Source organism: Nocardia blacklockiae (assembly GCF_015477355.1).
GTDB classification, from domain to species: Bacteria; Actinomycetota; Actinomycetes; order Mycobacteriales; family Mycobacteriaceae; genus Nocardia; species Nocardia blacklockiae.
In genome coordinates this window covers 637,441-660,585 of record NZ_JADLRJ010000005.1, presented here as the reverse complement: position 1 = coordinate 660,585, position 23,145 = coordinate 637,441, and the positions used below count along the sequence as shown (strand labels likewise).

17 protein-coding genes are annotated in these 23,145 nt (G+C 67.7%); 3 read left to right on the top strand and 14 right to left on the bottom strand.

Features of this window, described 5'->3' with window-relative positions; all coding sequences use genetic code 11:
• Window positions 1-22 precede the first annotated feature (22 nt).
• Window positions 23-592: a P-loop nucleotide/nucleoside kinase family protein gene (locus tag IU476_RS19285; protein ID WP_195101933.1), complete on the bottom strand. Its 570-nt coding sequence runs from the start codon at window positions 590-592 to the stop codon at window positions 23-25.
• A 483-nt stretch (window positions 593-1,075) separates the two neighbouring features.
• On the opposite strand from IU476_RS19285, the gene IU476_RS19280 reads away from it, so the two are divergent.
• Window positions 1,076-1,720, top strand: coding sequence for an RNA polymerase sigma factor (locus IU476_RS19280; protein WP_195101932.1), 645 nt, complete (start codon window positions 1,076-1,078; stop codon window positions 1,718-1,720).
• Window positions 1,717-2,331, top strand: coding sequence for a hypothetical protein (locus tag IU476_RS19275; RefSeq protein ID WP_195101931.1), 615 nt, complete (start codon window positions 1,717-1,719; stop codon window positions 2,329-2,331). The genes IU476_RS19280 and IU476_RS19275 overlap by 4 nt, the downstream gene beginning before the upstream one ends.
• Window positions 2,332-2,521: 190 nt before the next feature.
• Here IU476_RS19275 and IU476_RS19270 read toward each other — a convergent pair whose 3' ends face one another.
• Window positions 2,522-3,472, bottom strand: coding sequence for a hypothetical protein (locus tag IU476_RS19270; protein ID WP_195101929.1), 951 nt, complete (start codon window positions 3,470-3,472; stop codon window positions 2,522-2,524).
• Window positions 3,473-3,769: 297 nt separating this feature from the next.
• Here IU476_RS19270 and IU476_RS19265 point away from each other — a divergent pair, with 297 nt between their 5' ends.
• Complete coding sequence (locus IU476_RS19265) at window positions 3,770-6,715, top strand: NACHT domain-containing protein (protein ID WP_195101928.1); 2,946 nt, start codon at window positions 3,770-3,772, stop codon at window positions 6,713-6,715.
• Window positions 6,716-6,788: 73 nt separating this feature from the next.
• Here IU476_RS19265 and mobF read toward each other — a convergent pair whose 3' ends face one another.
• From mobF to IU476_RS19205, 12 genes are all read right to left on the bottom strand, one after another.
• Window positions 6,789-12,326 (bottom strand): MobF family relaxase, encoded by a 5,538-nt coding sequence (gene mobF / locus IU476_RS36830; protein ID WP_195101927.1) that lies wholly within the window; start codon window positions 12,324-12,326, stop codon window positions 6,789-6,791.
• A 357-nt stretch (window positions 12,327-12,683) separates the two neighbouring features.
• Window positions 12,684-13,889 (bottom strand): hypothetical protein, encoded by a 1,206-nt coding sequence (locus tag IU476_RS36825; protein ID WP_195101923.1) that lies wholly within the window; start codon window positions 13,887-13,889, stop codon window positions 12,684-12,686.
• A gap of 379 nt (window positions 13,890-14,268) precedes the next feature.
• On the bottom strand, window positions 14,269-14,772 hold the full coding sequence (locus IU476_RS19250; RefSeq protein ID WP_195102078.1) for a single-stranded DNA-binding protein: 504 nt from the start codon (window positions 14,770-14,772) through the stop codon (window positions 14,269-14,271).
• A 144-nt stretch (window positions 14,773-14,916) separates the two neighbouring features.
• On the bottom strand, window positions 14,917-15,414 hold the full coding sequence (locus tag IU476_RS19245) for a hypothetical protein (protein ID WP_195101921.1): 498 nt from the start codon (window positions 15,412-15,414) through the stop codon (window positions 14,917-14,919).
• Between the two features lie 974 nt (window positions 15,415-16,388).
• Window positions 16,389-17,003 carry a hypothetical protein gene (locus tag IU476_RS19240; protein WP_195101920.1) on the bottom strand — a complete coding sequence of 205 codons (615 nt, stop codon included), beginning with the start codon at window positions 17,001-17,003 and terminating at the stop codon, window positions 16,389-16,391.
• Window positions 17,004-17,071: 68 nt separating this feature from the next.
• Window positions 17,072-17,500, bottom strand: a complete 429-nt coding sequence (locus IU476_RS19235) for a hypothetical protein (protein WP_195101919.1) — start codon at window positions 17,498-17,500, stop codon at window positions 17,072-17,074.
• A gap of 158 nt (window positions 17,501-17,658) precedes the next feature.
• Window positions 17,659-18,513 (bottom strand): bifunctional DNA primase/polymerase, encoded by an 855-nt coding sequence (locus IU476_RS19230; protein ID WP_324194125.1) that lies wholly within the window; start codon window positions 18,511-18,513, stop codon window positions 17,659-17,661.
• A gap of 29 nt (window positions 18,514-18,542) precedes the next feature.
• Window positions 18,543-18,956 carry a hypothetical protein gene (locus IU476_RS19225; protein ID WP_195101918.1) on the bottom strand — a complete coding sequence of 138 codons (414 nt, stop codon included), beginning with the start codon at window positions 18,954-18,956 and terminating at the stop codon, window positions 18,543-18,545.
• A 154-nt stretch (window positions 18,957-19,110) separates the two neighbouring features.
• Window positions 19,111-20,877, bottom strand: coding sequence for a ParB/RepB/Spo0J family partition protein (locus IU476_RS19220; protein ID WP_195101917.1), 1,767 nt, complete (start codon window positions 20,875-20,877; stop codon window positions 19,111-19,113).
• 111 nt (window positions 20,878-20,988) lie between these two features.
• Entirely contained in the window at window positions 20,989-21,204 is a 216-nt protein-coding gene (locus IU476_RS19215; RefSeq protein WP_195101916.1) for a glycosyltransferase family 32 protein, read from the bottom strand.
• Between the two features lie 34 nt (window positions 21,205-21,238).
• Window positions 21,239-22,426, bottom strand: a complete 1,188-nt coding sequence (locus IU476_RS19210; RefSeq protein ID WP_228823832.1) for a hypothetical protein — start codon at window positions 22,424-22,426, stop codon at window positions 21,239-21,241.
• A 291-nt stretch (window positions 22,427-22,717) separates the two neighbouring features.
• Entirely contained in the window at window positions 22,718-23,095 is a 378-nt protein-coding gene (locus tag IU476_RS19205; protein ID WP_195101914.1) for a hypothetical protein, read from the bottom strand.
• Between the last annotated feature and the right edge of the window lie 50 nt (window positions 23,096-23,145).

Here is a 23,145-nt window from a genome sequence, read left to right as displayed (position 1 = left end):
GGTCGCTCGAAACGGGAGGTCATTAGTTGCTGATGACGTGGTCGACGACCGAGTGAGCAAGGTCGCGCAGACCGCTGTCGAGGACTCCGGTCCGGTAGGTCTCCCAGTCGGCGAGCTTGCCGCTGTCGCGCTCGGCGCCGCGCGCGGCCATGCGCGCCCGGATCTGGTCGGTGGGCGCGTCGATCCACACGGTGGTCACCGGCACCGACACGGTGATATCGGTGATCGCGAACAGATACTCGCGCAACGAGTTTCCAGTGGCGGCGGCCTGCCGGATGATAGCGAGGAACGGCGCGTCGAGCACCACCGGGTGGCGGGCGCCCACGGTCAATCCGACACGGACCAGGCCGGTGTAGAGGTGCGGAGCCACCACGGAGTGGTAGGTGTCGCTGTCGCGATCGAACTGATTGCCGGTCAGCGCGGCCATCACCGCGTCCTCGAGGCCTGGCGCATAGGAATCCTTGTCCAGCACCGTCGCGCCAGCCACCTCCGCCGCGAATCGTGCGGCGGTGCTCTTGCCGGACGACGGGAAACCGGCGATCACCAGGACGCCGCAGCCGTCGAGGCGATGTGCGCAGTCGCGCAGTGCCACCTCAGTTCTCGCGGTCAATACGGTTGAGCGCCAGCCCGAACGGTCGCGATCGATACGCACGGAACCACTGCAGCACAACCCGTCAATGTTTCGCCACCAGCTGCCGCGCTGGATGGTTGCGGCGTGTCTGTGGCGGCGCGCCGAAGCGGCTCAATATTCGATATGGGTGCGCCGATGATTGTGTATGACCTTGCTGTGGATGACCGGATGCTGGCATGTGGCCGGCGGCCGGATCGTGTGGTTCCCGGCCGCTGTGGCCGCCGCTTCGGTGATGCTATGCATGTTGGCCGGTCTCGCGCGGGAATGGCAGCGGCACTGCACGACTCGCATGATTCTCGATACCGCGACCGCCGGAACACGGATCGTGGTCCTGAGCCGCCGCCGTAACGGGACGGTCACCGGGCACATTGTCGAGATCGGGCCGGGCTCGGCACGGGAGCGAGACACGGCAGCGCCTTGGCGCGTGGCGAGACGAGGCGGCGCGTGAGCGAACATCCCCCACCGCACGAGGACGATGCGGTGTCGCGGCACGAGGGTTTCGACAACCTGTACAAGATCTACGCCACGGGCGTCTACCACTACGCGCACAAGGCATTACGCGGCGACGTTCATGCGGCGCACGACGTGGTGCAGGCAGTGTTCACCTGTGTGTGGGATCAGTTCGAGCGCGACTTCGCCGATGCTGGCGAAGCGGTGGTGGAGCGGTTGCTCAAGACGATCACCGCCCGCCGTGTTCTCGACGCGTGGCGGGCTGCGGCACGGCGCCCCGTCCCGGTGGCGGAGTACCTCGACAGCGATGTGCCGATGTTCCGCAGTACGTCGGTCACCGGGAATCCGCTCGATCAGATGCTGGAGGACCAGGAGGTGAAGAACTTTCTGCACGTGCTGCTGATGTCGCTGACGGAGACCGAGTACCAGGTCGCGTTGATGGTGTGGATTCTCGGATTGCCCGACCGAGAGGTCGCCGAGATTATGGGCGTCGCCGTGACCACCGTCCGCACCCACAAGAGCCGGGCCCGCAGGAAGATCAGCACGATGGTGCGCACCGGCCGCCACCGCATCACCTTCGACACCGATCCCGCGCTCGATCGTCCCGACCTCGCCTGGGGAGGTGAACTGTGGGCATGAACGCTGCCGACGACGACCGCAAGATGGTCACGATCCGTCGGGCTTTCCGTGATCTCGATGTCTACCTGTCCAAACGCGTCCCGAGCTACCACTTCGACCTCGACCACGGTCTGGCACAACTGAAAGCGGCGTTGCGCGCTACCGACCCGCGGCCGCCGCACGTCACGGAAGCGCCATCGGAATGCTCTGCCGCCGAGCACTGTGACGGCGACCCCGCGCGGGCCTGGCGGGCGGCGCACCCAGGTCCCGCGGGGGCGTATCTGGCGGCGTTATCGGCGACTCCGCTGTTGATCACCAGCCGTAACAGCGATTCCTTCGCGGCCCGGGTCGCCGGGGGCATCGATGGCGAGCGGTGGCTGGCGAGCTGGCTTCCGGAGATGGTGCTGACCCGCCAGCAGGTGTTGAGCGCCATGGTGCTCAACGAAATCCTCACCGTGCACGATCAGGACAGCGCCACGATGCTGCAGATGATGAGCGACCTCGCCGCAGACCTGCACCTCCCGTTGATTCGAATCCTGCGCCGGTTGGCGCTGATCCAGAACCCGCCTCCCGTCCCGTCGTGGCTGCGACGTGTCTGGTCCGACGACTCGGACCACAGTTCGGCGATGTGACTGCGCCACACCGGTACCGCTCATGACCGCTTGCCCGGCGTGACCATCGCGGAGTCGAAAGTTCGCGACGGTGTACTCGGGCGTGCCACCGCAGCACACACCCGGTGGTTCTGTGCACTGCGGTGACCCAGCCCGAGTCGTCGACCTTCCCGTGTTGTGGTGGGGCCGCGGCGTCAGCCGCTCGGATGGTTCAATACGCGTCGTGCCGCATCCAGGGTGGCGACGGCAACCGATACGTGCCATTGGCTTTCATTTCCGCTTCTCGCGCGATCCGCAGTGGAATGCGTTCGTGACGCACGGCGTCGGCGAGGTCGTAGATCGTGTCGAGGTCTGTGTCCGTCCCGCCCATGATCTCCGTCGTGGCTGTTCCGTAGTACTCGACGTCGGCGTCCCACGAGACGATCTCCTCGGCGGCATGACGCGGGCAGCCGGCGTCGGTGACGATCGTGTCGTCGTAGTCGAATATCCGCACTCGTATGCGCACGAGGCCGCCACCGCAGGGTGTGTACCCCCATCCGCGGCGGTGCCTGTTCTCGCCCGCCCCGAGACGACACCCCCGACTGTGGACTGCTTCGACTGTGGCGAACAAGGACTCCGCTGTGTCGCTGGCGTCGCGCACCCGTGCGCGCAGCGGACCGCCGGTCGTCCGGTCCAGATGGTGAAGGCGCGACTCGAGGTGCTGGGTGATGGCGACGGTCGCCGGTGCGACGTCCGCGATGTCGGCGTCCTCGCGCACTCTCGCCAGATCGGAAAGAATCTCCCGCACCTCAGCGCGGAATACTTCAGGCCGTTCGCATTGCACCACTCTGGTCGGTGGGCCGTCCTCCCCGGCCACCGTCACCGGCTTCAACCGCACCGACAGCAGCGCACGTACCTGCCGGCGCAGCACATCTGCTCCGGCCACGACCTCCGTGCCTGCCGGGTCGCGCATGTCGTCTTGAGCCAACGCGACAGCGTCGGCGCGCCGGGCGTACCGGTCGACGCCGTCGATGGTGAATTTGCGTGGCCGCAGTGGCGAGCGAGCGGGCGCGGCGGCGCGTTCGTCGCCGCGGCGCAACGCTTCTCGATACTTCCGCACGCCTTCCTCGGCCGCTATGACGCGGGCACGTTGCCGTCGGCGGGCGCTGCTGTTCTTCGGCATCTCTCGTCCATCCCGGCACAGGGCACCCACGCTGCCCCATGCCCACATGACGAAGACGACTGGGAACACGGCGAATTGAGCGATACGCGGGCCCGGAGGGACCTTGGCCTTCACAGTCACCGAACTGGCGTGGGCCGGGCGACTCCGGCGAAAAAGGGGGAGCGCGTGCGCGTCCTGTCACTCCCACCCGAAGGATAGCTCCTTGTGCCCGCCGAGCGTGGTGGTTTCGAAGGCGTCGAGCAACGACGGACCGAAGTGTCGGGTGCACCCAAGCGTGGGTGGAGGCATCATGGTTCGGTGCCTGACTACGACATCGACCGTCTTGGCGATCGAGCGTTTGAGCAACTGGTAGTGAGCTTGGCTGCCCGTGTTCTCGGCCCGGGCGTCCAGGCTTTTGGTGACGGTGCCGACGGTGGTAGAGAGGCGACGTTCGACGGCCCGATCAACTGGTCGGCGACCAGCTCGGGTCCGACGGGCATGTGGAACGGATATACAGTGCTGCAGGCCAAGTTTCATTACCATCAACTAAGCCCGAAGGGCAATGCCGCGTGGTTGAAAGGGCAGATCAATACGGAACTCGATCGATGGGTCTCCGCGATGCGCAGGCAGACTCGCAGTCGTGCGCCGCAATACCTGATCGTTGCCTCCAATGTCCGGCTTTCACCAGTAGGGGTGATCGGCGGGATCGATACTCTTACTGCTGACATCAACTCTCGCCTGACCGACCCAGAAGACGAGGTCTCCAAGCTGGGGATCCGCGATTTCCGAATCTGGCACGCCGATCAGCTCTACACCTATCTCGACGGTGCTGATGCGGTGCGCCATGCTTTTCCTGCGTTGCTGACTGTCGGTGACGTGCTGGCACGAATCGGCGACCACGTCTCTGGTGCGGCGATCCCAGACCTGGCCTCGAAGATGCGTCTCCATGCGGGGCAGTGCCTGCGCAACGAGCACTGGATCCGGCTGAGCGAGGCAGGAGCGCCAGGGCAGCGAGCAAAACTGGAAGATGTTGGTGTCGACCTTCCCGGAGTCTTTATCGAAAACATAGATTTCGAGCGCACTACGAGCGTGCATCCGGCTCGCACTGTCCAAACCGTTGCGCACATTGTCGAGCACGGTGATGCTGTGCTCCAGCGGGATTTACCCGATCGCGTCGAGCGACCGCATTGGGTGATTATCGGGGGGCCCGGTCAGGGCAAGACCACGTTGAGTTCGCTCATCGCTCAGATATACCGTGTCGCCCTGCTGGGGCGGGGGCCTATGACACCGGAGGTGTCTGCCATTGTCGAATCTACGCGAGAAGCGTTGACCCGCAATGGCATTCCCGAGCCGCGAAACTTGCGTTGGCCGATGCGGGTAGATCTTGCAAACTACGCAGAGGGGCTTGCTTCTCAACCCGATACGAGCCTGTTCGCGTTCTTGTCGACGGTTATTGGCTTGCGCACAGACGCATCCATCTCACCGAGCGATCTGCACAGCTGGCTCAGAGCATGGCCTTGGGTGGTCATCTTGGACGGGCTGGACGAAGTCAGTGATGCGGGCCTGCGACGGGTATTGCTTGAGAGGGTCACCGATTTCATCGAGACTGCGGACAACCTGCATGCGGATCTGCTCCTCATTGCCACCACCCGACCTCTCGGCTACGACGAGCGATTCGATGCGGAGTTGTTCACTGATGTAATGCTGAGCAGATTGACTCCTCAACAAGCCCGCAGCTTCGCGCGCGAGGTTGTCAACTCTCGCCATGGCGAGGATCCCGAGTTGAGGGATCGCGTGATGAAGCGGCTCACGTCGGCGTCCGAAGATGCCGCAACTAAGCGACTGATGGAGACGCCTCTGCAGGTGACGATCATGTCGATAATCGTCGAAGGGTATGGTGTCCTGCCCGTCGACCGGTTCGGCCTGTTCTCGCTCTATTACCGCACGGTGTATCAACGCGAGGTCGACAAACCGGGATCCTCGATCGCTCGAATCCTGAACGAGCACAAGTCCGATATCGACTACCTCCACGCCCGCGTCGCACTGCAACTACACGTCGCTGCGGAGAATGCCGAAAACAACCCCACGATGTCGATTCCGCAGCTTGAAGCGATCGCTCGCGATCGTCTCCAAGCTCAGGAGTACTCGCCTCGCGAAATCGACACGATCAGCAGCAAGTTGATCACTGCCGCCACTCATCGTCTGGTGCTCCTGGTGCCGGCGGGTGACCGTATCGGATTCGAAGTACGGAGCTTGCAAGAACTGATGGCAGCGATTGCGATAACCAGCGGCCCCGAGTCTGCCGCGCTGCGACGGCTCGAGTTGGCGATGCACCATCCGCATTGGCGTAACATCTGGCTGCTTGCCGCAGGGCGGTTGTTCAAGGAAAGAGAGCACCTGCACGACCAGCTCGTGCAGGTGCTCAGTAATGGTGACGCAGCTGGAAGCCCACTACAGCAAGTCCTCGCCTCCGCGCCGGTCTTGGCTTGTGACATCCTCGACGACGGCTTCGCGGCGCGTGCACCCAAATCTCGTCGACGATATCTTCGACAGGCTCTTCGATGCCTGGATTACGCAGCGACTTTCGACGACCGCACAATTGCCGCATCGTTAGCCCGTACTTGCGTGACCGCTGAGGATCGAGAACTGTTGTTCAACGAAATCTCTACCGCGCTCGCCGCGGGGGGAACGCGACAAGTGCACGCCTACCTACTTCTGCGACATCTCGACTCTGCAGGACCAGAGCTGAAGCCGAAATCTACGTTGCTACTAAGGCGGAGCGAGCAAGTCATCCCAACGGAAATTCTTGGGATCATCAACAGATCATTCAGGCTCACTCGACGTCAGCACCACAAGCGAACCGCCGCGCCGTATTCTGTGGGTCTTGTGCCAACGCTCAGCAGTCGAGTTGATGCGATGGCGGAGCTAATAGTCGCACAACAGACGTTGCGGCAGGATTATTTGCGATACAACCTTACCTTCCACGACGCGTCCGCATTGATTGACGTTTTGGAAACACTCGTTGAGAAGATTACACGCGAGTCAGGAAAAGACGTGTCATCGGAGGTCACTTCCCTGGGAGCGGTCGACCCTATCGGACCGCGCTACGAAGCTCTCGATCTTGCCATAGAGGCGCGATTGGCAACGTTGCTGACAGCGTTGCATCCCCTCGCCTGGGAGGCAATCGACTTGGTCGGACTCGCAGTACGGCCCTACATCGTACGTCGGCCTATAGGCGAGCAACTTCTCGAAGCAATCACCTGAGGCCCGCATTGCCGTACCTCGACGCGCGCGGACACTGTGCAGGGGTTATCGCTGCGGGACGGGCGACTGAATCTTAGGGCCCAAAGCCGATGTCGTTGCTCACGCCCAGTGCGTCCGCCACGTAAGTCGGCTCGCCAGCTGGCGTTCCTGGGATGTCGGCATGGTGTTGTTGCCGGATGGTGTGTTCGGCGACGGCTTGCTCTTGAGCCAGTCGGGTGCGTCGGTGTTGTTCGGCTTGGAGGTCGGCGAGTTCGTTGCGTAGCCATCCGCGCTGGACCACCGGCTGGTCGTTGTCTCCCGGTGTGGCCGGTGCCGGTCCGAAGAGTGTGTCTTCGTCGGCGTGCAGGGCGAGGCGGCGGTGGACGTCGTCGATGTATCCGGCGAGTTGCTGGTCGGTGAGTGCTTGGATCGGGTCGTCGGGGTCGAAGGTGACTGCGCCGGCCCGACTTGTGGTGTGGATGAGTGGGTTTCGGCGGGCCCAGTCGGTGAGGGCGTGGCGTGCGCGGTGGGTGGGGGCGTCGTGCCAGTCGCGGCGGAGTTTCGCGCGGGCTTGGTCGGTGGGGTAGGTGGCGGTGATGTGGTCGGCGCGGGCGGTGATGTGGTCGGCGGGGTCGTGGTCGGGGATGGCGGGTTGTCCGTTGTCGCGGCAGTCTCCGCATAGGCCGTCGTCGGCGCGGCGGCCCGGTTGTGGCTGGGTGTCGGTACGGGCGCGTTCGATTCCGCAATGGACGCACCCGAATCCGTGGGTGGGCGGGATGGCGGCGCGGTCGTAGTCGAGGGTGTATCCGTCGCCGCTGCGGTCGCGGCCGGATGCAGCCGCGCCGTGGCGGTGGCTGCGGTCGGATGCTGTCGGGTCGGGTTGTTCGGCCGCGCGTTCGGCGAAGTAGGCGTCAGCGAACTCGCCGCCGCGGTCCTGGGTGGGTCGGGTTCGGCGGTGGCTGGGGTCGATTCGTTCCTCGTGGTGGCGGGCGGCGGCGTGGCGGTCGCGCGCGAAGGCCGAGGTCTGAGCGCGGTGTTCGGCGGGTCGGTAGACGTGTGGGTCGGTGTCGGGGATGCAGGCTTCGATGAGCCCGCGGTGGTCGGGGTGGTGGTCGGCGGCCCAGCGCAGGCGGGCGCGGGCGATGGGGAAGGCGTACTGGAACAGGGTGGTGGCGACCCGTTCGAGGATGTCGCGTTGCTCGCTGGTGAGTTCCCGGGCGAGGGTGCGGAAGGCGGTGGTGGCGTCGGTGATGTGGCCGGTGCGGAACAGTTCGGCGACGGCGCGGAGTTGTTCGGGCGCACCAGGTTCGGTGTCGCGGCTGGCGGGTGTGTCGATGGGCGGGTGGTCTGGTGTGACGTCGTGGCGGTCCATAGCTGTTGGGGGGTCCGGGTTTTCGGTGTGGATGTCGGCGTGGGTGGTGGGGTGGAGGAGTGCTTCGATGCGCCAGGCGAGGGCGGTCGCGGTGACGTCGTGGTGGTGGGGGCCGGGTGTGGTGGTGGGGTCGGTGGTGGCGGTGAGTAGTTCGTGGGCGGTGGCGAGGAGGTCGTGGGCGGTCCAGCCGGTGGTGGTGGCGTGGTCGATGGCGGCGACCAGGCGTGGCCAGGCGGGGTCGGTCATAACGTGTTCGGCGGCCTGGTCGCCGAGCAGCTCGCGCAGGTGTGTGGTCCAGTCGGGGCGCAGATGGTGGGCGTTGCGGGTATCGGTGAGGGCCGACGGGTCGAGGCCGAGGCGGAACCAGAGCGCGGCGGCGGGCATCTCGTCGGGCAGCGGGCCGATGGTGGCCGCGTGGGTGAGGAGGGTGTCGATGTCGAGTCCGGCGCGGGCGGCGGTGTCGAGTCGTTCGGCGAGTACGGGCCACCAGGGGTCGTCGAGGAGGCGGGTTTCGAGGCGTGTGGCGAGGGCGGACCAGGTATGAGTGGCGGTGGACAGGGTGCCGGTGGCGCGGGCGTCGAGCAGCTGCTGGTGGTCGCGTTCACCGGCCGGGTAGCGGGCCGGCCCGGTGGGGCGCAGGTCGGTGTCGGGGAGGTGGTGGGCGGCACGCCACACCGCCAATTCCGCGACCAGCCGCGGGTTTGCGAGCAGCGAGCGGGCCCAGATCGGCGCGGTGGAGGCGGTCCACGTGGTGGCGTCGCTGGTGATCTGGGCGGTGAGATCGGTGATGAGGCGGGCGCGGGCACGCAGCTGCGCGGCCACCGCGTCGTCGGGGAGCTTTCGGGGGAGGCCGCGCAGCCAGGGCAGTGGGCCCGGCCCGGTCGAGTGGCGGCCGGAAGGGTCCAAGCGCCAATCCAGCACGGCGGCGCTGTCTTTCGCGGTGTCGAGTTCGCGCTCGGCGATCGCGTCACGCAGCGCTGCGGCGGGGTCGTCGCCGGCCAGGGCGAGGGTGGCGAGGTGCTGTCGCAGGACGGGATAGGCGGGGGCGTCGGTGAGCCCGGGGTGCACCTGGTCGGCGGTGGCGTCGAGGCACGCGAGCGCGTCGGGGCCGAGGGCGTGTTCGGCGGCGAGCCCGGTGGCATCGAGGTAGATGTCGATCGCGCGGCCGAGGCGACGGAAAGGGTCGAGGGCGTCGCGGAGTTCACGGTTCGCCGAAACCTGCGCGGCGTCGCGAGCCAGGATGCGTTGCAAGACTTCTACCGCGGTGGTGGGGAGGAGGCCGGGTTCGGTCCAGAAGGAGGCTTCGCTGCCGTCGATGGCGGTGGGGAGGTAGAGGTGGTTGGCGGTGGCGCCGCGGGTAAGGGCGACGTAGAGCTGGTTGCGGGACTCGTGGCCGGTGAGCACGATGTGGGCGGTGTCGGCGGTGACGCCTTGCGCGGAATCGATGGTCATCGCGTAGCCCAGCCGCGCATGCGCCCGCACGTAGGCGCTCGGCAGCACGGTGGTGTGCCTGAGCTGGCGGCCGGGGCGCAGGTGGGTGACGGTGAGGCTGCCGTCGGGGCGGACGGTGTCGACCAGCCACCGGTACCCGTTGCGCACCCAATCGGCGGTCCCGACACGCAGGCGGGTGTCGTTGCGGCGGGTGCAGACGATGTCGCCCGCCGACGCGGAAAGCCCGTCCGCCAGCCGGGTTTCGCCAGTCGTAGGTGTGTCGGTGCGTGCGAGGCGGTCGGTGCGGGCGCGGTCATTGAGGTCGGTGACGATGTCGTGGGTGGGTGCGAGCATGATCGCGTCCCGGCCGCTGGTGTGCTCGGCGATCCAGGCGGTGTAGGCGTCGTCGTGGACCGCGCCGTGCGCACCGGCATGCACCCGTTGGTGATCGAGATAGTAGGCCAGCCCGGCCGGATCGCCGTCGCGCAGATACAGGGTGGCGGTGGCTTCGGCGCGGTCGGCGAACCGCACCACATGCGTCAATGTCGTCGCCCGCGCAGCGTCGGCGGTGTCGGCGGCAGTGCCGCCGGCCTCGATCGAGGGCAGCTGTGCGTCGTCACCGACGCACCGGATCGTCGCTTCGCGAGCGGCGAGGAACTCGAACAGGCGCAGGCGTTTGTCGTCGCCGAGGCGCACGTGCTCGTCGACCACCACGAGCGTGCCGGTATCGATCTGCAGCACCCATTGCGGCAGCGACGGCGCGACATCGCCGCCGATGTGTGCTGCGGGCGGCGGCGCGCCGGGGCGGTGGTGGTCGAGGACGGTGAGCAGTTTGTCGACCGTTTCCGCCCGTACTCCGGTCGCTTCGGCGAGCACGGCGGCCGCCGCCGCGGTCGGCGCGAGCCCGAGCACGGTGCCGCCGGCGCCGCGCCAGGCGTCGGCGAGCACCCGCATCGCGGTCGTTTTCCCCGATCCCGCGGGCGCGGTGAGGGTTTCGATCCGGAACGGCGACGACGCGAATCCGGTCACCGCAGCGATCTGTCCCGCGTTCAACTGCTTGCCGGTGTGGGCCGGATCGGTGTTGTAGGCGTGCACCGCCGCGGTCACGAACCGGGCGGGAATAGTGCGTGCGCCGTGTTGCAGCGACAGGTCGATCAACCGCTGCGCGACCGCCAGCCGGTGCGGGGAGGTGTAGATCTGGGTGCCGGTGACGGTGTGCACGCTGGCACCGTCGGCGCGCGCGAACACCGTCGGCACCTCACCCAGCACCGGCTCCGCAGCGATATCCGGGTCGCCGCGCGCGATCGACCGCGACGGCGCCAGCGCCTCGGCCACCACCGCGTCCGCGACCAGCTCCCACCGATCCCTGGGGACAGCGCCACGCAAATGGCGTTCGGTTTCCGAGCGGATGTGGTGGCGCTGCCAGGTCGCGCGCTGCGCCGACACCGCCGCCAGCACCCGCTCCGCGGTACGCGCGACCCAGTCCCTGTCGATCCGCGGCCGCGCCCGTTCGGGTGGGTGGAGGACGCGGAACAGGGTGTCGGCGAGGGCTTTGCGGCCGCCGAGCACGGTGAGGGCTTGGGCGCGCCAGTCGGCGCGCTGTTGCGCCAGCGACCGCAACCCGTGCTTGACAGGGCGGGTTTCCAGGGTGGCGCGCTCGGCGAGCGCGAACATTTCCTTCGGTGTCGGCTCCCGCCCGACCTGGCGCTGGAACTCTGCGGCAAGGTGGCCGAGGCAGGCGGTGATCGCGGCGTCACGGCGTGACCAGAACTCGGTCAACGCCACTGGGACACCGACGATCTCGCGGATCGGCCGCTTCACCGGGTCCGTCCCCGCCCGTTCGGCGAACGCTATGCCGAGGTCGGCTTCGAGATGCTGTTCCAGACGAGTGTTGTAGATCTCCGACACCGTCACCAGCAGCCGGTAGATCATCGACGCATCCAGCGTCCGCCACCGGCCATCCAGCGTGCGGACCCGGTTCGCGATCAACATATGGGTGTGCAGATCCGGGTCACCGCAACGACTTTCGCGGTGGGTGAAGCGGGCGGCGACGAGGCCCTCGACATCAACTTGTCGGATGCCGTTGCGGCCCAGCCGGGTGTAGATGCCGTGCTGTTCCAGCCACCGGATCGCGTCGTCTACGGCGGCCTCGTGCGCGGCGGCGATCCGCTCTGCGGTCTGCTTCGGTGCCACCGCCCACAACGCGCTCACGCTCTTCACCGGCGAGAAGGTGATGTCGAAACCGGCCACCGCGGCCGACTGCGGGCGCGAGATCCGTGCCACCCACCCCGACAATTCCCGCGCATCCAAAGGCGCACGGCGATACTTGTCGTGGAACATTTCGGTCGCGATCTCGGTCCGGATGCGGGCACGAATGTCGTCGGGAATGGCGGCGTACTCGTCGGATCCGTGCTCGATATTGTGTGCCACGAACGCGTCCGCGCACCGATTTCTGAATTCGTTGTCACCGGCATAGACCCGATACGGATTCCCCAACCGTGTCGCTTTCTCCGCAGCGCGGACGGCGTCTTTGCGTTTCGCGCCGGCCGCGATCTCCGCATCGACCACCCGCGCCTGGATCACCTCCGCGTTCGGATGCCGGCCCTGCCCGAACATCGCTCGCATCTGCTCCTCGGTGACCTGCTCACCAGCTTCGATTCCCAACGCCGCCAGCCCGGACCCGTGCCAGCGGCCCGGTGCCTCCCCGTGCGCTGAGTAGTAATCGGCCAGCCCGTCACTACCCAGATCCGTCGAATCGCCTGCGGCGACCTGCCGCAGGTAATACAGATAGCCGTTCCCGGCCAGTACTTTGTGCAGCGTCGCTGTCACAATTCCAGCAAATAGCGACAAGAATCGAAATGGCAAGGGCTGTGAGTGCTGCTGTGAGAAGCACTGACGGCGTATTCGCTGGTCGTTATGGAATTGTTATCCAGGATGCAAGAGGTCTGCCTGTGTTGAACTGGGGATAAGGAGGGTGCGGAACTGTGTGGGTAGAGGGAAGAGTAGGTGAGGAATGGGGATGTGAGTGATGGAAGTGGTGGATGTGGTGGGCGGCGGGACGGTGGGGAGTAGGGGCGTGAGGGGGGCGAGGGCGGTGGTTGTGGGTGCGCGGGGGTGAGTGGATGGTGGCCGGTCCGCCGCGGAAACGAACTCCGCGGCGGACCGGGGACAGCGGTGGAGCGGCAGTTAGGCGGCGATCGGGGCGTAGATGGCGCGGCAGTCGTCGCAGAGGTCTTCGAGGTCGACGACCTGGTCGGTGAAGCAGGAGCGGCAGCGGCCGCGCCGGAGCCGCACCGGCTGGAGCGGCGTGACGGTCGCGTCGTGGCCTGCCTGGTTGAGAGTGTCTAGGAATGCGGTGATCAATCCGCACATGGTGCCGGTGGAGCGCAGGCGCAACGCATCGAGCAGGCGGGCTGCAATGGCGGGGTAGTGCTCGGTGAGGTGTCGGCAGTATGCGGCGACCTCGTCGGCGAGAGTGAATCCGGCGGGCAGTGCGCTGATTCCGGGGCGACCGGTGTCGCGGCAGGGCTGGCACAGGCCGTCATCGCTGACGCGGTGCCCGTCGGGGCCGGTGACGAAGCGGTCGGCGCAGGCGCGTTCGGCGAAGCAGTAGACACACACCCACCCCTGCACGGGCGGCAGCGTGGTGTGGTCGTAGTCGAGGCCGTTGCCGTTGGCCAGATATGCCGGGCGTTCGTCATCGCTGATGGCGATCCCGGTGCGGGCGCGCGCGATCGCGAAGGTGTCGAAGTCGTCCGGGGTGCGGTATCCGGCGCGGTCGCGTTCACCACGGACCTGATCGGCGACGTGGCGGACGTAGGTGCGATCCCACTCGGTGGGCGGGTAGGCGGTGTCGGCGTCGACGAGGAATCGGCTGCGGATGTAGTCGGTGACTACGCGCGGCTCGTGCACGGGCCGCCGCTTGGTGCGCAGCGCGGTACGGTGCTCGGGACGTTTACGGGCGCGCTCGGCGCGGATCTCGGTCGCCGTCGACGGCGTGACCTCCTGACGGATGCGGGTGTAGTTCGAGGCCGCCAAGCGCCGCACCCTCGAGCCGATGGCGGTGAGCGGCACGGTCTTGAACGGGCGCGGGCGCTGTTCGGTGGGGCGGTGCAGGCCGGGGTCGGTGCGGGCGACGAAGGTGTCGAGCCATGCGCGCAGTTCCGCGGGCGAGCGCCGCCACAGCGATGTCAGCTGGGCGCGGGCGGTGAGGTAGGGCTGGTGGTGGAAGGTGTCGGCGAGCAGCAGCAGCCGCTGGATGTCGCGGTGGCTGGCGAGGGTGGTGATCGCGTGCTCGAACAGCTCCCGCGCATCGTCGTGGCGGTTCTCGTCGAGCAGGTAGTCGACCTGGAGCAGGGCTTCGGGCAGCGACCGGAAATCGGTGGAGGTCATCGTGTTTCCCTTCGTGACAGCGAACGGAGACCACCGCCGTGGGGACTGCACACACCACAGGGATGGTCGGCCGGCCGGGCGGCCAGCTGGAGGGCGCCTCGACCGGGACGGCGGACGGTGCGGCAGGGAACGCGCCGGGGCGTGCGCCACCGAATTTCGGCACCCGGCCGCCGCGATCGGACGGCGCGGAGCGAAATTCGGTGGAGCCGGGCGCGGGCCCTGCCGCACCGTCCGACGGGCTGGTAGCCCTCGCCGTGCTGGACGCGCGGCCGGACGGGCATCCCACCCCGCCACTTCTCCTGCCGCCTCCGCTCTCGGTGTCGGGGTCGATCGGGCGGGTGCGGCCCAGTCGATGCCGGGAGGATGTGACGAGGAGCGGTCAGAATTCCGGTTCGTCGGCGAAGCCGTTGGATCCGGTCCCGGCGGCGGCGAGCGCGGGCTCGGGAGCGCCGCCGGGGACCCAGGGGTCATCACCGGCCGGAGCCAGGTTGGTGGTCCCGGTGGTCTTGCCGCTACGGGACACGCGGGTCACCTTCGTGGTCGCGAATCGATTCGACGGGCCCATCTCATCGACCTCCAGCTCGATCACATGGCGGGTGTCGCCTTCGCGGGTCTGGAACGTCCGTTGCTTCAACCGGCCCGACAGGATCACCCGCGCGCCGCGGGGGAGATCGCTCTGGGCCAGATTCTCCGCGGCGTCGCGCCAGAGGGTGCAGCGCAGAAACAACGCCTGCCCGTCCTTCCACTCCGCGGATGCACGATCGAAATTCCGCGGCGTCGAGGCAACGGTGAACGACGCGACGGGCACGCCCTTCGCCGTGTAGCGAAGGACCGGCGCGTCGGTCAGGTTGCCGATGACGGTGAGAACCGTGTCTCCAGCCATGGTCATGAACCTCCTTTATCGGGGAACGGAATCAGAGGAAGCGCCACCGATGCCTCGTCGTGCGCAGCGAGATGGCCCTGCGGGCACGGCATCGGGCCTATGACACCGGAGCGCATCGGCATATCTCTGCGATGAGCCCGCGGGTCAGTGGTCCTGTTGTGGTGGCGGGTCGCTCACGAGCGACTGGAGCGCGGCGACCGCCGTGATGCCCTTCGGGGCGGTCGGGTAGAGGCTGATGTCGAACTGCCCGGGGCGGGCGGTGACGACGAGCCAGCCGTTGATAGCGGCACACTCGCGGATCGCGTCGAACAGAGTGGTGCCGCCCGGCATGGGCTCGGTGAGATCGATGTACTCGGCGAAATCGTCGCCGCCGACCGGGGTGTCACCGAGTTCCGGGCCCGTGCCTTGACCCCAGCCGATGGCGAAGGCGACTTTCGCCCAGCCGTCCGGGTTGGGCGGGTCGGCGAGCTGGCGAGGCAGGCCGCTGCTGGTCAGGTAGGTGCCGTCGTCCTTCACCCACACCAACGACGGTGTCTGGGCGTGCGGGTCGACCAGCGACGGCCGGTGCTGTAGTGCGGCCATGGCGTGTTCGGTGATCTCGAGCACCTCGGGCGCGCGAAACCACAGGTCGATCGAAGCCATATGCGTCTGCCTCCGTTCTCGGTTCCGGACAGGTGACTCGGCGTTGGAGTGCGGTGCAAAGCGATCAACGTGCGGCGGGGCAGCTGGTCGTGGTCTGCTCGTGCCGCGGCACGTGGATGTCGGCGGGACGGCGCTGTCACACCGGAGGGGCGTGGGTGAGCAGGGCGTCGAATCGCCGAGAGAACAGCGCGACTGCCACTGAAACGAACGGCTGGGAGCCTGCCGTCAACTGTGGAACGGGTCGGATAGCAGGCGGCGGTGGCCGATCATCCGGTCGTGCGTCGCCATGCAGAACCGCACCACCTCACAGCACCTTTCAGCGGTGTGGCCTGCTGGCACCAGCACGCGCGTCTCCTACGCGAAGCGACCTGTGGCGTTGGGCTGGGTGAGCATTCGCGGGGAGAAGCCACATTCGGCGGCGAGCCGCCGCACGGCGGCTGCCGCCGCCGTGGCTGGGTGGTCGAAATGGGCGACGTGAGCGCCGCCGGGGCCGAAGATCGCGGCGGCGACACCGCATGTGCGGTTATCGATATGGACCGTCCACCCAGGAGCAGGGAAGAGCGGTGGCGCAAGATATGCGGCCACATTGACCGGTCCCGCCGGTGGCCGAACCCGGATACAGGTGCGCAGCGGGCCGAAGGGGTCCGCGGTCCAGCCGGTCGGCGCTGCGCGGCGGACCTGCGCGAGGACAACGGTCACCGCCTGGTTGTGCGTGTCCGCCTGTGCTGCGGCACGACGGGTGGTGTCACGATGCAGGCGCTCCGCGTGCGAGACCCATTGGCGGGTCGGCGTATCCGGCAGCAGCCATATTCCACACGGATCGCACCACCGGAGGCCTTGTCGGAGGAGACCGGTCGGAGACTGGCAGTGATGGCACACCACGGGGGACTGGGCACTTGTGAACCCGGCCGCTACGAACGCTCCCCGCCGCGTCGGCAGGGCGGTCGCTGGCCGCGAGGAGGCCGGTGAACTGGTCACCGTGAACCGCGCTGAGCGCGCAGCAACTCGGCGAGGTAGCCGCCGAGATGTTCGGTGTCGTGGTCACCGGTTTCGGGCCGGGCGTCGTACACCGGTCGCGTATTGACGTAGACGCGGCACCGGCGGGCGGTGTCCAAGGCGAGGGTGTCGATCTCGACGACGGTCGCACCGTCGTCGGTGCTGAGGTACGTCGACACCGCCGGCAGTACGCCGGTGCCGGGCGCGGGGCCTGGGGTGGCCGGGCGCAGCACCCGGTCGGTGGCGTCGGTGAGGGCGTTGACGATCTTCTGCCAGCTGGCCGTCTTGACCACGGTGTCGCGGCTCAACGGACTGGCGATGAACTGGGATGCGGGGTTCATCAGGTCGGCGTTGCTGGTCGGGCCGTCGGGGTAGCGGTAGGTGTCGGGGCTCACGGACCAGACGGTGTTCCAAGCGAGCTGTTCGCGCGAGTACACGTCGACGGTGAACGCCGATTGTGTCAGCACGTCATCGAGATGCAACCGGTACCGCAGGCGCACTCCGTGTCGCTCGGTGAACAAGGTGACGTTGTTGACCTGCTGGCAGCCGCCGTGGATGTCGTCGGCGGTGAGGGCCGGGCCGGGTTCGTGCATGCAGTCCTCCCGGGATGGGTATGAAGGAGACGGTGTCGGCCCGCAGGTGGCGATTGCGGGTGGCAAGTTCACTGGTTGTCGGGCAGCGGGTGGATGTCGGCGGTGTCGGAGACGACGGGGTAGCGCAGTGCGGTGCTGTCGGCGAGGGCCTGGCGCGCAAGGGCGTCGGCACTGTCGGGGTCGGGGCTGTCGACGATCTGGGTAACGGTGTGAGTGACGGCGTATCGGTTCATCGGTGTGCTCCGGCGTGGAGGAGTGTTGCGGGCGGCGCTGCGGTCCGGCCACAGCAGGACCGATGCCATGCGCCCGGACAGCCGTAGCTTCGCGGCCTCGGCGGCCTCCGCGACGCTGCGGTGGCCGTGTTCGACTGTGGGCGAGGAGAACATGCCGTCTCGGTACCGGGTCCGGATCTCGAATCCGTAGTGCTCGCGGATTTCGGTGAGTTGCACGTGGTAGGTGGCGAACCCGTCGATATCGGTGTAGGTGAACTCGCTCAACGGATTTCCCTTCTCGGTCGATCGTGGAGCCTGCAAGAAGGCGCGACGGTCGCGCGGCGGCGTGAAGTCGTGGCCCCGGGCTGGCCGGGCCGGGGACAGGCAGCGGCCACTGTGGTCGGGTATCGGACCGTCGTGGGCGCGATGCGTCCAGGGCGGGGTCAGCGGTGTAGTCGGCGGGGGCGCTGGGTGCCGTAGCGGAAGCCGTTGCTCACGGTGCGGTCGATTTCTCCGGCGGTGAATCCGTCGATGCCGATGTGTGCGTTCGCTGCGTCGACGAGCACGGCGCGGGCATGGCGCTCGTCGAGTTCCGCGGCGCCGATGAGGCGGCCCAGCACGAGCGCGGACCGAAACAGCGTGAGGTTACGACTACCCGGGCGGGCACGGGCGACGCGGTCGGCTTCACCGGCAACGATCGCTGCCAGGTAGGACCGCGGCTGGACCGGTGCGCGCAATACGTCTATGTCGCGCGCGACCGGGGGCGGCGGTGTCAGCGCGGTGATCATCGCCGACGGTAGCTCGACGATCGGCCGGGGATCGATCACGTGGTAATCGCCTGTGGGCGTGCGCGATCCGGCCGCGACGACGTATCCGCCGTGGCCGCGACTGTCGATACCTGGCCCGAGCCGGGCGACCGTGCACGCCAGGCGAGGCTGGGTGGGCGCGCGGTAGTACAAGTGCCAGCCGCCGGGTGTGGCGACGGTGAAGGTGCGCGGCGCTGGTTGGTGCAGGCGGGCTGCCAGCTCGCCGAGCGCGTCGTCGAACTGTGGGGTGGTGGACAGCAGATGGGCGGCGTCGAGGTCGACCACATGCAGTCCGGCCGGCCCGGTCGCGATCCCGATGTTGAATCGCGTGTTGTAGGACCACCACCGGCGGATTCGGTCGAGATCGGCGCTGGCGCGGTCGGGCCAGCCCCGCAAGGCAGGACTCTTGGCCCCCGGGCGCAGTGGCAGTACCGGCCAGCCACGAGCCGCAGCGGTGAGCGCGGCGGTCAGCAGGTCGTTGGAGCCGTTCACGGCGTGCACCTCCCCGGGGACGTGGCGGGTCAATCCCACCAGAGGCTGAGCAGTCCGTACCCGGCTCCGCCCGTGCCCAGCGCGGCGTTGGTGTCCGCGTTGCTGTGCACGGTGATCGTGTCGGGATTCCAGTTCTCCGCTTCGGCGATGTGCCCCAATACCGTTGCTTGCTCGGGGTTTTCGGTGAGAACGAACAGCGTGTCGGTGTTCCATTTGTTGCGGTCCAGGTCGCGCAGTTTGATCAGCGACCCGCTGAGTAGGCCGGACGAGTCGGTGGACTGCGCGACTCCGGGAGCATCGAGGCACACGGCGAGCCACAGGTCGTGGTGCGTTTCGAGGCTGTCGGCCACCCGCGGGCCGCAGAAGTAGTTGAAGTTGGTCCGGCGAATCAGCTCGAGCTGGATCTGCTGGACCGTGGCCTCGGCGAGCAGCTGCGCGGTCATCGGGGTTCCTTTCGATGGACTGTCCGGGTGGGCATGCCGGAGGCGGGGCAGCTTCTGTCGGGCGCCGCTGCGGCGCGACGCATGCGATGTGTGGTGTTGTCCGGTGTCGGCGCCTGGAGTAGGCACCGGCACCGGAGCGGATGGTCGCGAAGGGTCAGGCGGCCAAGGGTGTGGTGTCGTCGACCTTGGTGGAGGGGGTGTCGATGTCGATCGTGTCGGCGTCGAGTTCGCCGATGGCGGCGAGTTCGACGGGGACGAGATGGTGGCCTACCTCGCGCAGGAATTGCAGGTAGCGGCGGACGCCGGGGTCGGAATAGCGCCAGGCATCCTTGTCGGTGCGCTTCTCGTACGCGCCGAGCACGAGACCGAGCAGGATCACCTGGCAGCGCGCGGGTTTGGCGGATTCGACCGCTGCGGTCAGGCCGGGCCGCCATCCGGTCACCCCGAGCAACTTCTGCGCGGTGTCGAACGCGTTGTATTCCCCCAGCAACGCGGAGTTGGCTACCAGCGCTTCGGTGACGAACTTGGCCCAGGACTGTGGTGGCGTTTTCCGAGCCAGCAGCCGGGTCAAGAACTCGATCCGGGTCTCTTCCGCGGCGAGGCCCTGCTTGTTGAGTTCGCGTACGCGGCGCGCGGCCAGCCGTGCCCGCTCACGTTCGACCAGGGCCTGGGCCGCGGCCGCGTCCGCGGCGGCGCGGCGCGCGGCGAGGTCATCCGCGTCGGTCTCGATGGCGTCGGCGGGGCTGGTGTCGGTGTCGATCGGCTGTTCGGGTTCGGGCGCGCGGAGTCCGGCGGCCTCGAGTTGGTCGGCGGGCAGGAAGAACCGGGTTCGCCAGTGATCGCGCTGGTCGATCTCGCGGGCGTGCCGCAGCCCGTCGCGCGGCTCGGCCTCGGGGTTGCGGTCGGTGTCCCAGTCCACCGTCTGCGGATCGACGACCGCGCCGGTGTGGCGATCGACGTACAGCGGATCGCAGGCCAGCTCGAGGAAGACCAGCCACCGGGCGGGGTCGGCGTGGATCCGGTCGTCGCGGACCGGCTCGCCGGTGGCGCTGTTGACCAGGTCGCCGGCGGGCCGGAGGGGGAGGTCGGTCCCATAGCTGTAGGGCTCGTCGGTGAGGATGCCGAAACCGGCCTCGGCGTAGGGCAGCGCGGCGGTCAGGTAGGCGCGGTGCTCGGCGCGGTCGTTGGCGATGCGCCGGGCCTCGTAGGTGAAGTAGGTGCGGCTGACCTTGGTCAGTCGGGTCACCGCGTCGGTGTCGCCGACGGCTTCGTAGTCGGCGATGACCGCGGCCTGCTCGAAGTCGAACTGGCCGTCGTCGACCAGCTCGCGCGCGGTGGAGGAGACCCCTACCTTGCGGGCGAGTTTGACCTGGTCGCGTTTGGTCTGCAACGCCTTGCTGACGCGGGTGACCGAGGCCCCGAGGTCGAGCGCTTGCGCGATACCGGCGGCGCGGTCGCCATCGGTCAGCGGAATCCGGCGGTCGTTGAGGGTGATCTGCTCGAAGATCCGGGCGATCTCCGACTCCTTCTCGTCGACCGCGGTGTCGGCGTCGGTGATCCACACCGGCACCAGCGGCTGTTCGAAAGCCAGCGCGGTCAACGTGCGGACCTGGCCGTCGCGGACCACCAGCCGCCCGTCGGGCATCCGAATCACCTTGATCGGCTGCCGCACGCCGTGTACCTGGATCGATTCGGTGTCCTCGGGGTAGTCCTCGAGTCGGAAGTTCTGGCGTACGTTCTCCCCGATCTCCAGCAGGGCCGGATCGAGGAAGCGCGCTTCGACCGCTGGCACCGGCGATTCCTCCGCCGGGAGAAGGCTGCCGGGATCGGCGCCATCGGCAGGCGGTTCCGAGGGGAGGGTCGTGCGGACGTTGCGGTTTTCCGGCTCGTCGAGGTCGGTGGTGGTGGTCTCGAGGGACATCAGGTGGTGCTCCTCTCGTGAAAAGGAGGAGGCCCCGGCAGCGGTGCGTGCTGCCGGGGCCTGCCCCATGGGGTGAGACGGGCGCGGCGGTGCGCGCCGTGGTAGTTGCGGTCAGTTCTGGTTCTTCGGGCGGGCGGCGACGTTGATCGGAGCCAGGTAGCGGGCACCGTGTTCGTCGGGGTTGGTGTAGGACCAGTACTTGCCTTGCCAATCCGGATGCAGGCCGCGCCAGCTCTCGACGGTCGCCTCACCGAGCGCGGCAATGGCCCCGGCGGCGCCGAGATGCTCGGCGAAGGTGTACTCGTCGCGGGTGATGGTGTCGGTCATCGAAACCTCCTCGGAGACAAAGGGACAGGGCGGGTCAGACCAGGGTCATGGCGCGCAGCGCGAGATCGTCGAGGCCGTCGGCGCGGTCGGCGTCGGGGATGGTCTGGCTGTAGCTGGTGACCGCATTGGCGATCCCGGCCGCGGTGAGCTGTCCGCCGGCGATGAAGTGGGACAGGATCCCGGCGCGTTCGTCGTCGGAGAATCCGAGCCGCTTGGAGACGACCTCGATCGTCTTCTCCGGCTGCGTGACCGGCGTCGCCGCCTGCTGTTCCAGCTCCCCGATCCGGGCGGTGAGGAAGTCCGGCGACAGCCATTCTGAGACCTTGTCGCGGGTCTCGGCGGTGATCACCGACAGCCGCTTGCGGTAGGTGTCCTGCGACCAGCCGCCGACCGTGCCGAGATCGAGCTTGTCGCCCAGATGCCGTTTCGTGTAGGCGAACAGCGGCAGGGTGAGCCCGTTGCCGCAGATCTCGATCACCAACTCCGGCTTCAAGGTGACGGCGTGGTGGCCGATCTCGGAATTGGAGAATCGGAACCCGGCGAACACCACCGGCTCGCTGCCGGGAGCGTGGCCGCGGCCTTCTCGTACCGCGATCGGGCGCCACCGCTCCAACTGCCCGGCGACGCGGCGACGTTCGGCGTCGAGTTCGGGGTTGGCGAACGGATTGCGGTAGTTCGCCAGAAATCCCGGTGCCAGCGTGGACACGGTGGGGGAGAACACCTTGCAGTGCATGGTCGACTCGGTCAGATCACACGAGCGGACCTGTACCTCGGCACCGGCGAGGGTGATCCCGTCGAGGACCGCGGTCAGCACATCGAGGTTGTCGATGATTCCGTACCGATCCGACAGCACCGCCCGCAACACACCCGGGTCCTCCCGGCGCCCGGAGGTGAACAACCGCAGCAGGAACGACCGCTGGTCGTCCACTGCGAGCGGCTGCGCTGCGGCCGGGCCGTGGAGCAAGCCGTTGACGTTGGCGTCGTACAGGTCGCCACGGCCCTGCTCGCGTAGCCATTTCAGGTAGGCGACCGGGATCTTCAGTTTGGTGCCGAGGTGGGAATCGGCGGCGGCGGTCGGCCGATACGCGCCGTCGACGCGAGTGACCCCGCGCTTGTCCACCACCGGCTCGACCCCCGCCACCTCCAGCATCGCGTCCCGGGAGCGGATCGCGGACGCCGGCGCGACCACATCGACCTTGGCGGCCTGCTGACGGTTCAACATCGCTACCAGATCACCTAGCTCGGCATGACGAACACACGTTTGGACGGACACGACGAAACTCCTCTCCGGTCACGGGTTTCAGAAGACGCTCCGGCACAATTCACGCGGCGCGGTCACGACGGCCGACGGTCCGCCATCCGATCCACGCCGCGGTGCGGGACGGGGGCCGCCTCGCGATGCGCGGCCAACTGGCGGCGCGAGAACTTGCCCACGACAACCTCGGACATCAAAGGGCCGACCCAATGAGGGTTCGGCCCTGAAACTGTTACGGCGGTATTGATTACACGGTGGTCAGCCGTGCGGGCGGACGTCGGCGAGCGCGCGGTTGAGGTCGGCGAGGATCGCGCGCAGCGTGTAGGCGACGTCTGCGGCGAGCCCGTGGTCGGTGCCCGCGGTCGACGCGCGGTCGGGCCGCGGCGTGATCGGCACGGTGTAGACGCTGAGGACCAGCAACTCCGTCGTGTCGGCCTGGTGGGCTTCGACCGCGAGTTCGCCGTCGCCGCCATGGCGTGCCACCAAGATGACCGCCGCCCCGGTATCGGTACGAACGATCGACTCATCGCGGGCGATGATCTCCGCGATCGCGTCAACGACGACCGGCCATGCATCAGGCCACTGCGCCAAGTCGGCAGCGTCGAATGATGTGTTCAGCGCTTCGATCCACAACAACTGTTCGACACGGGAACACCCCGTCGACGTCGGCAGCCAGAGTGACGAGA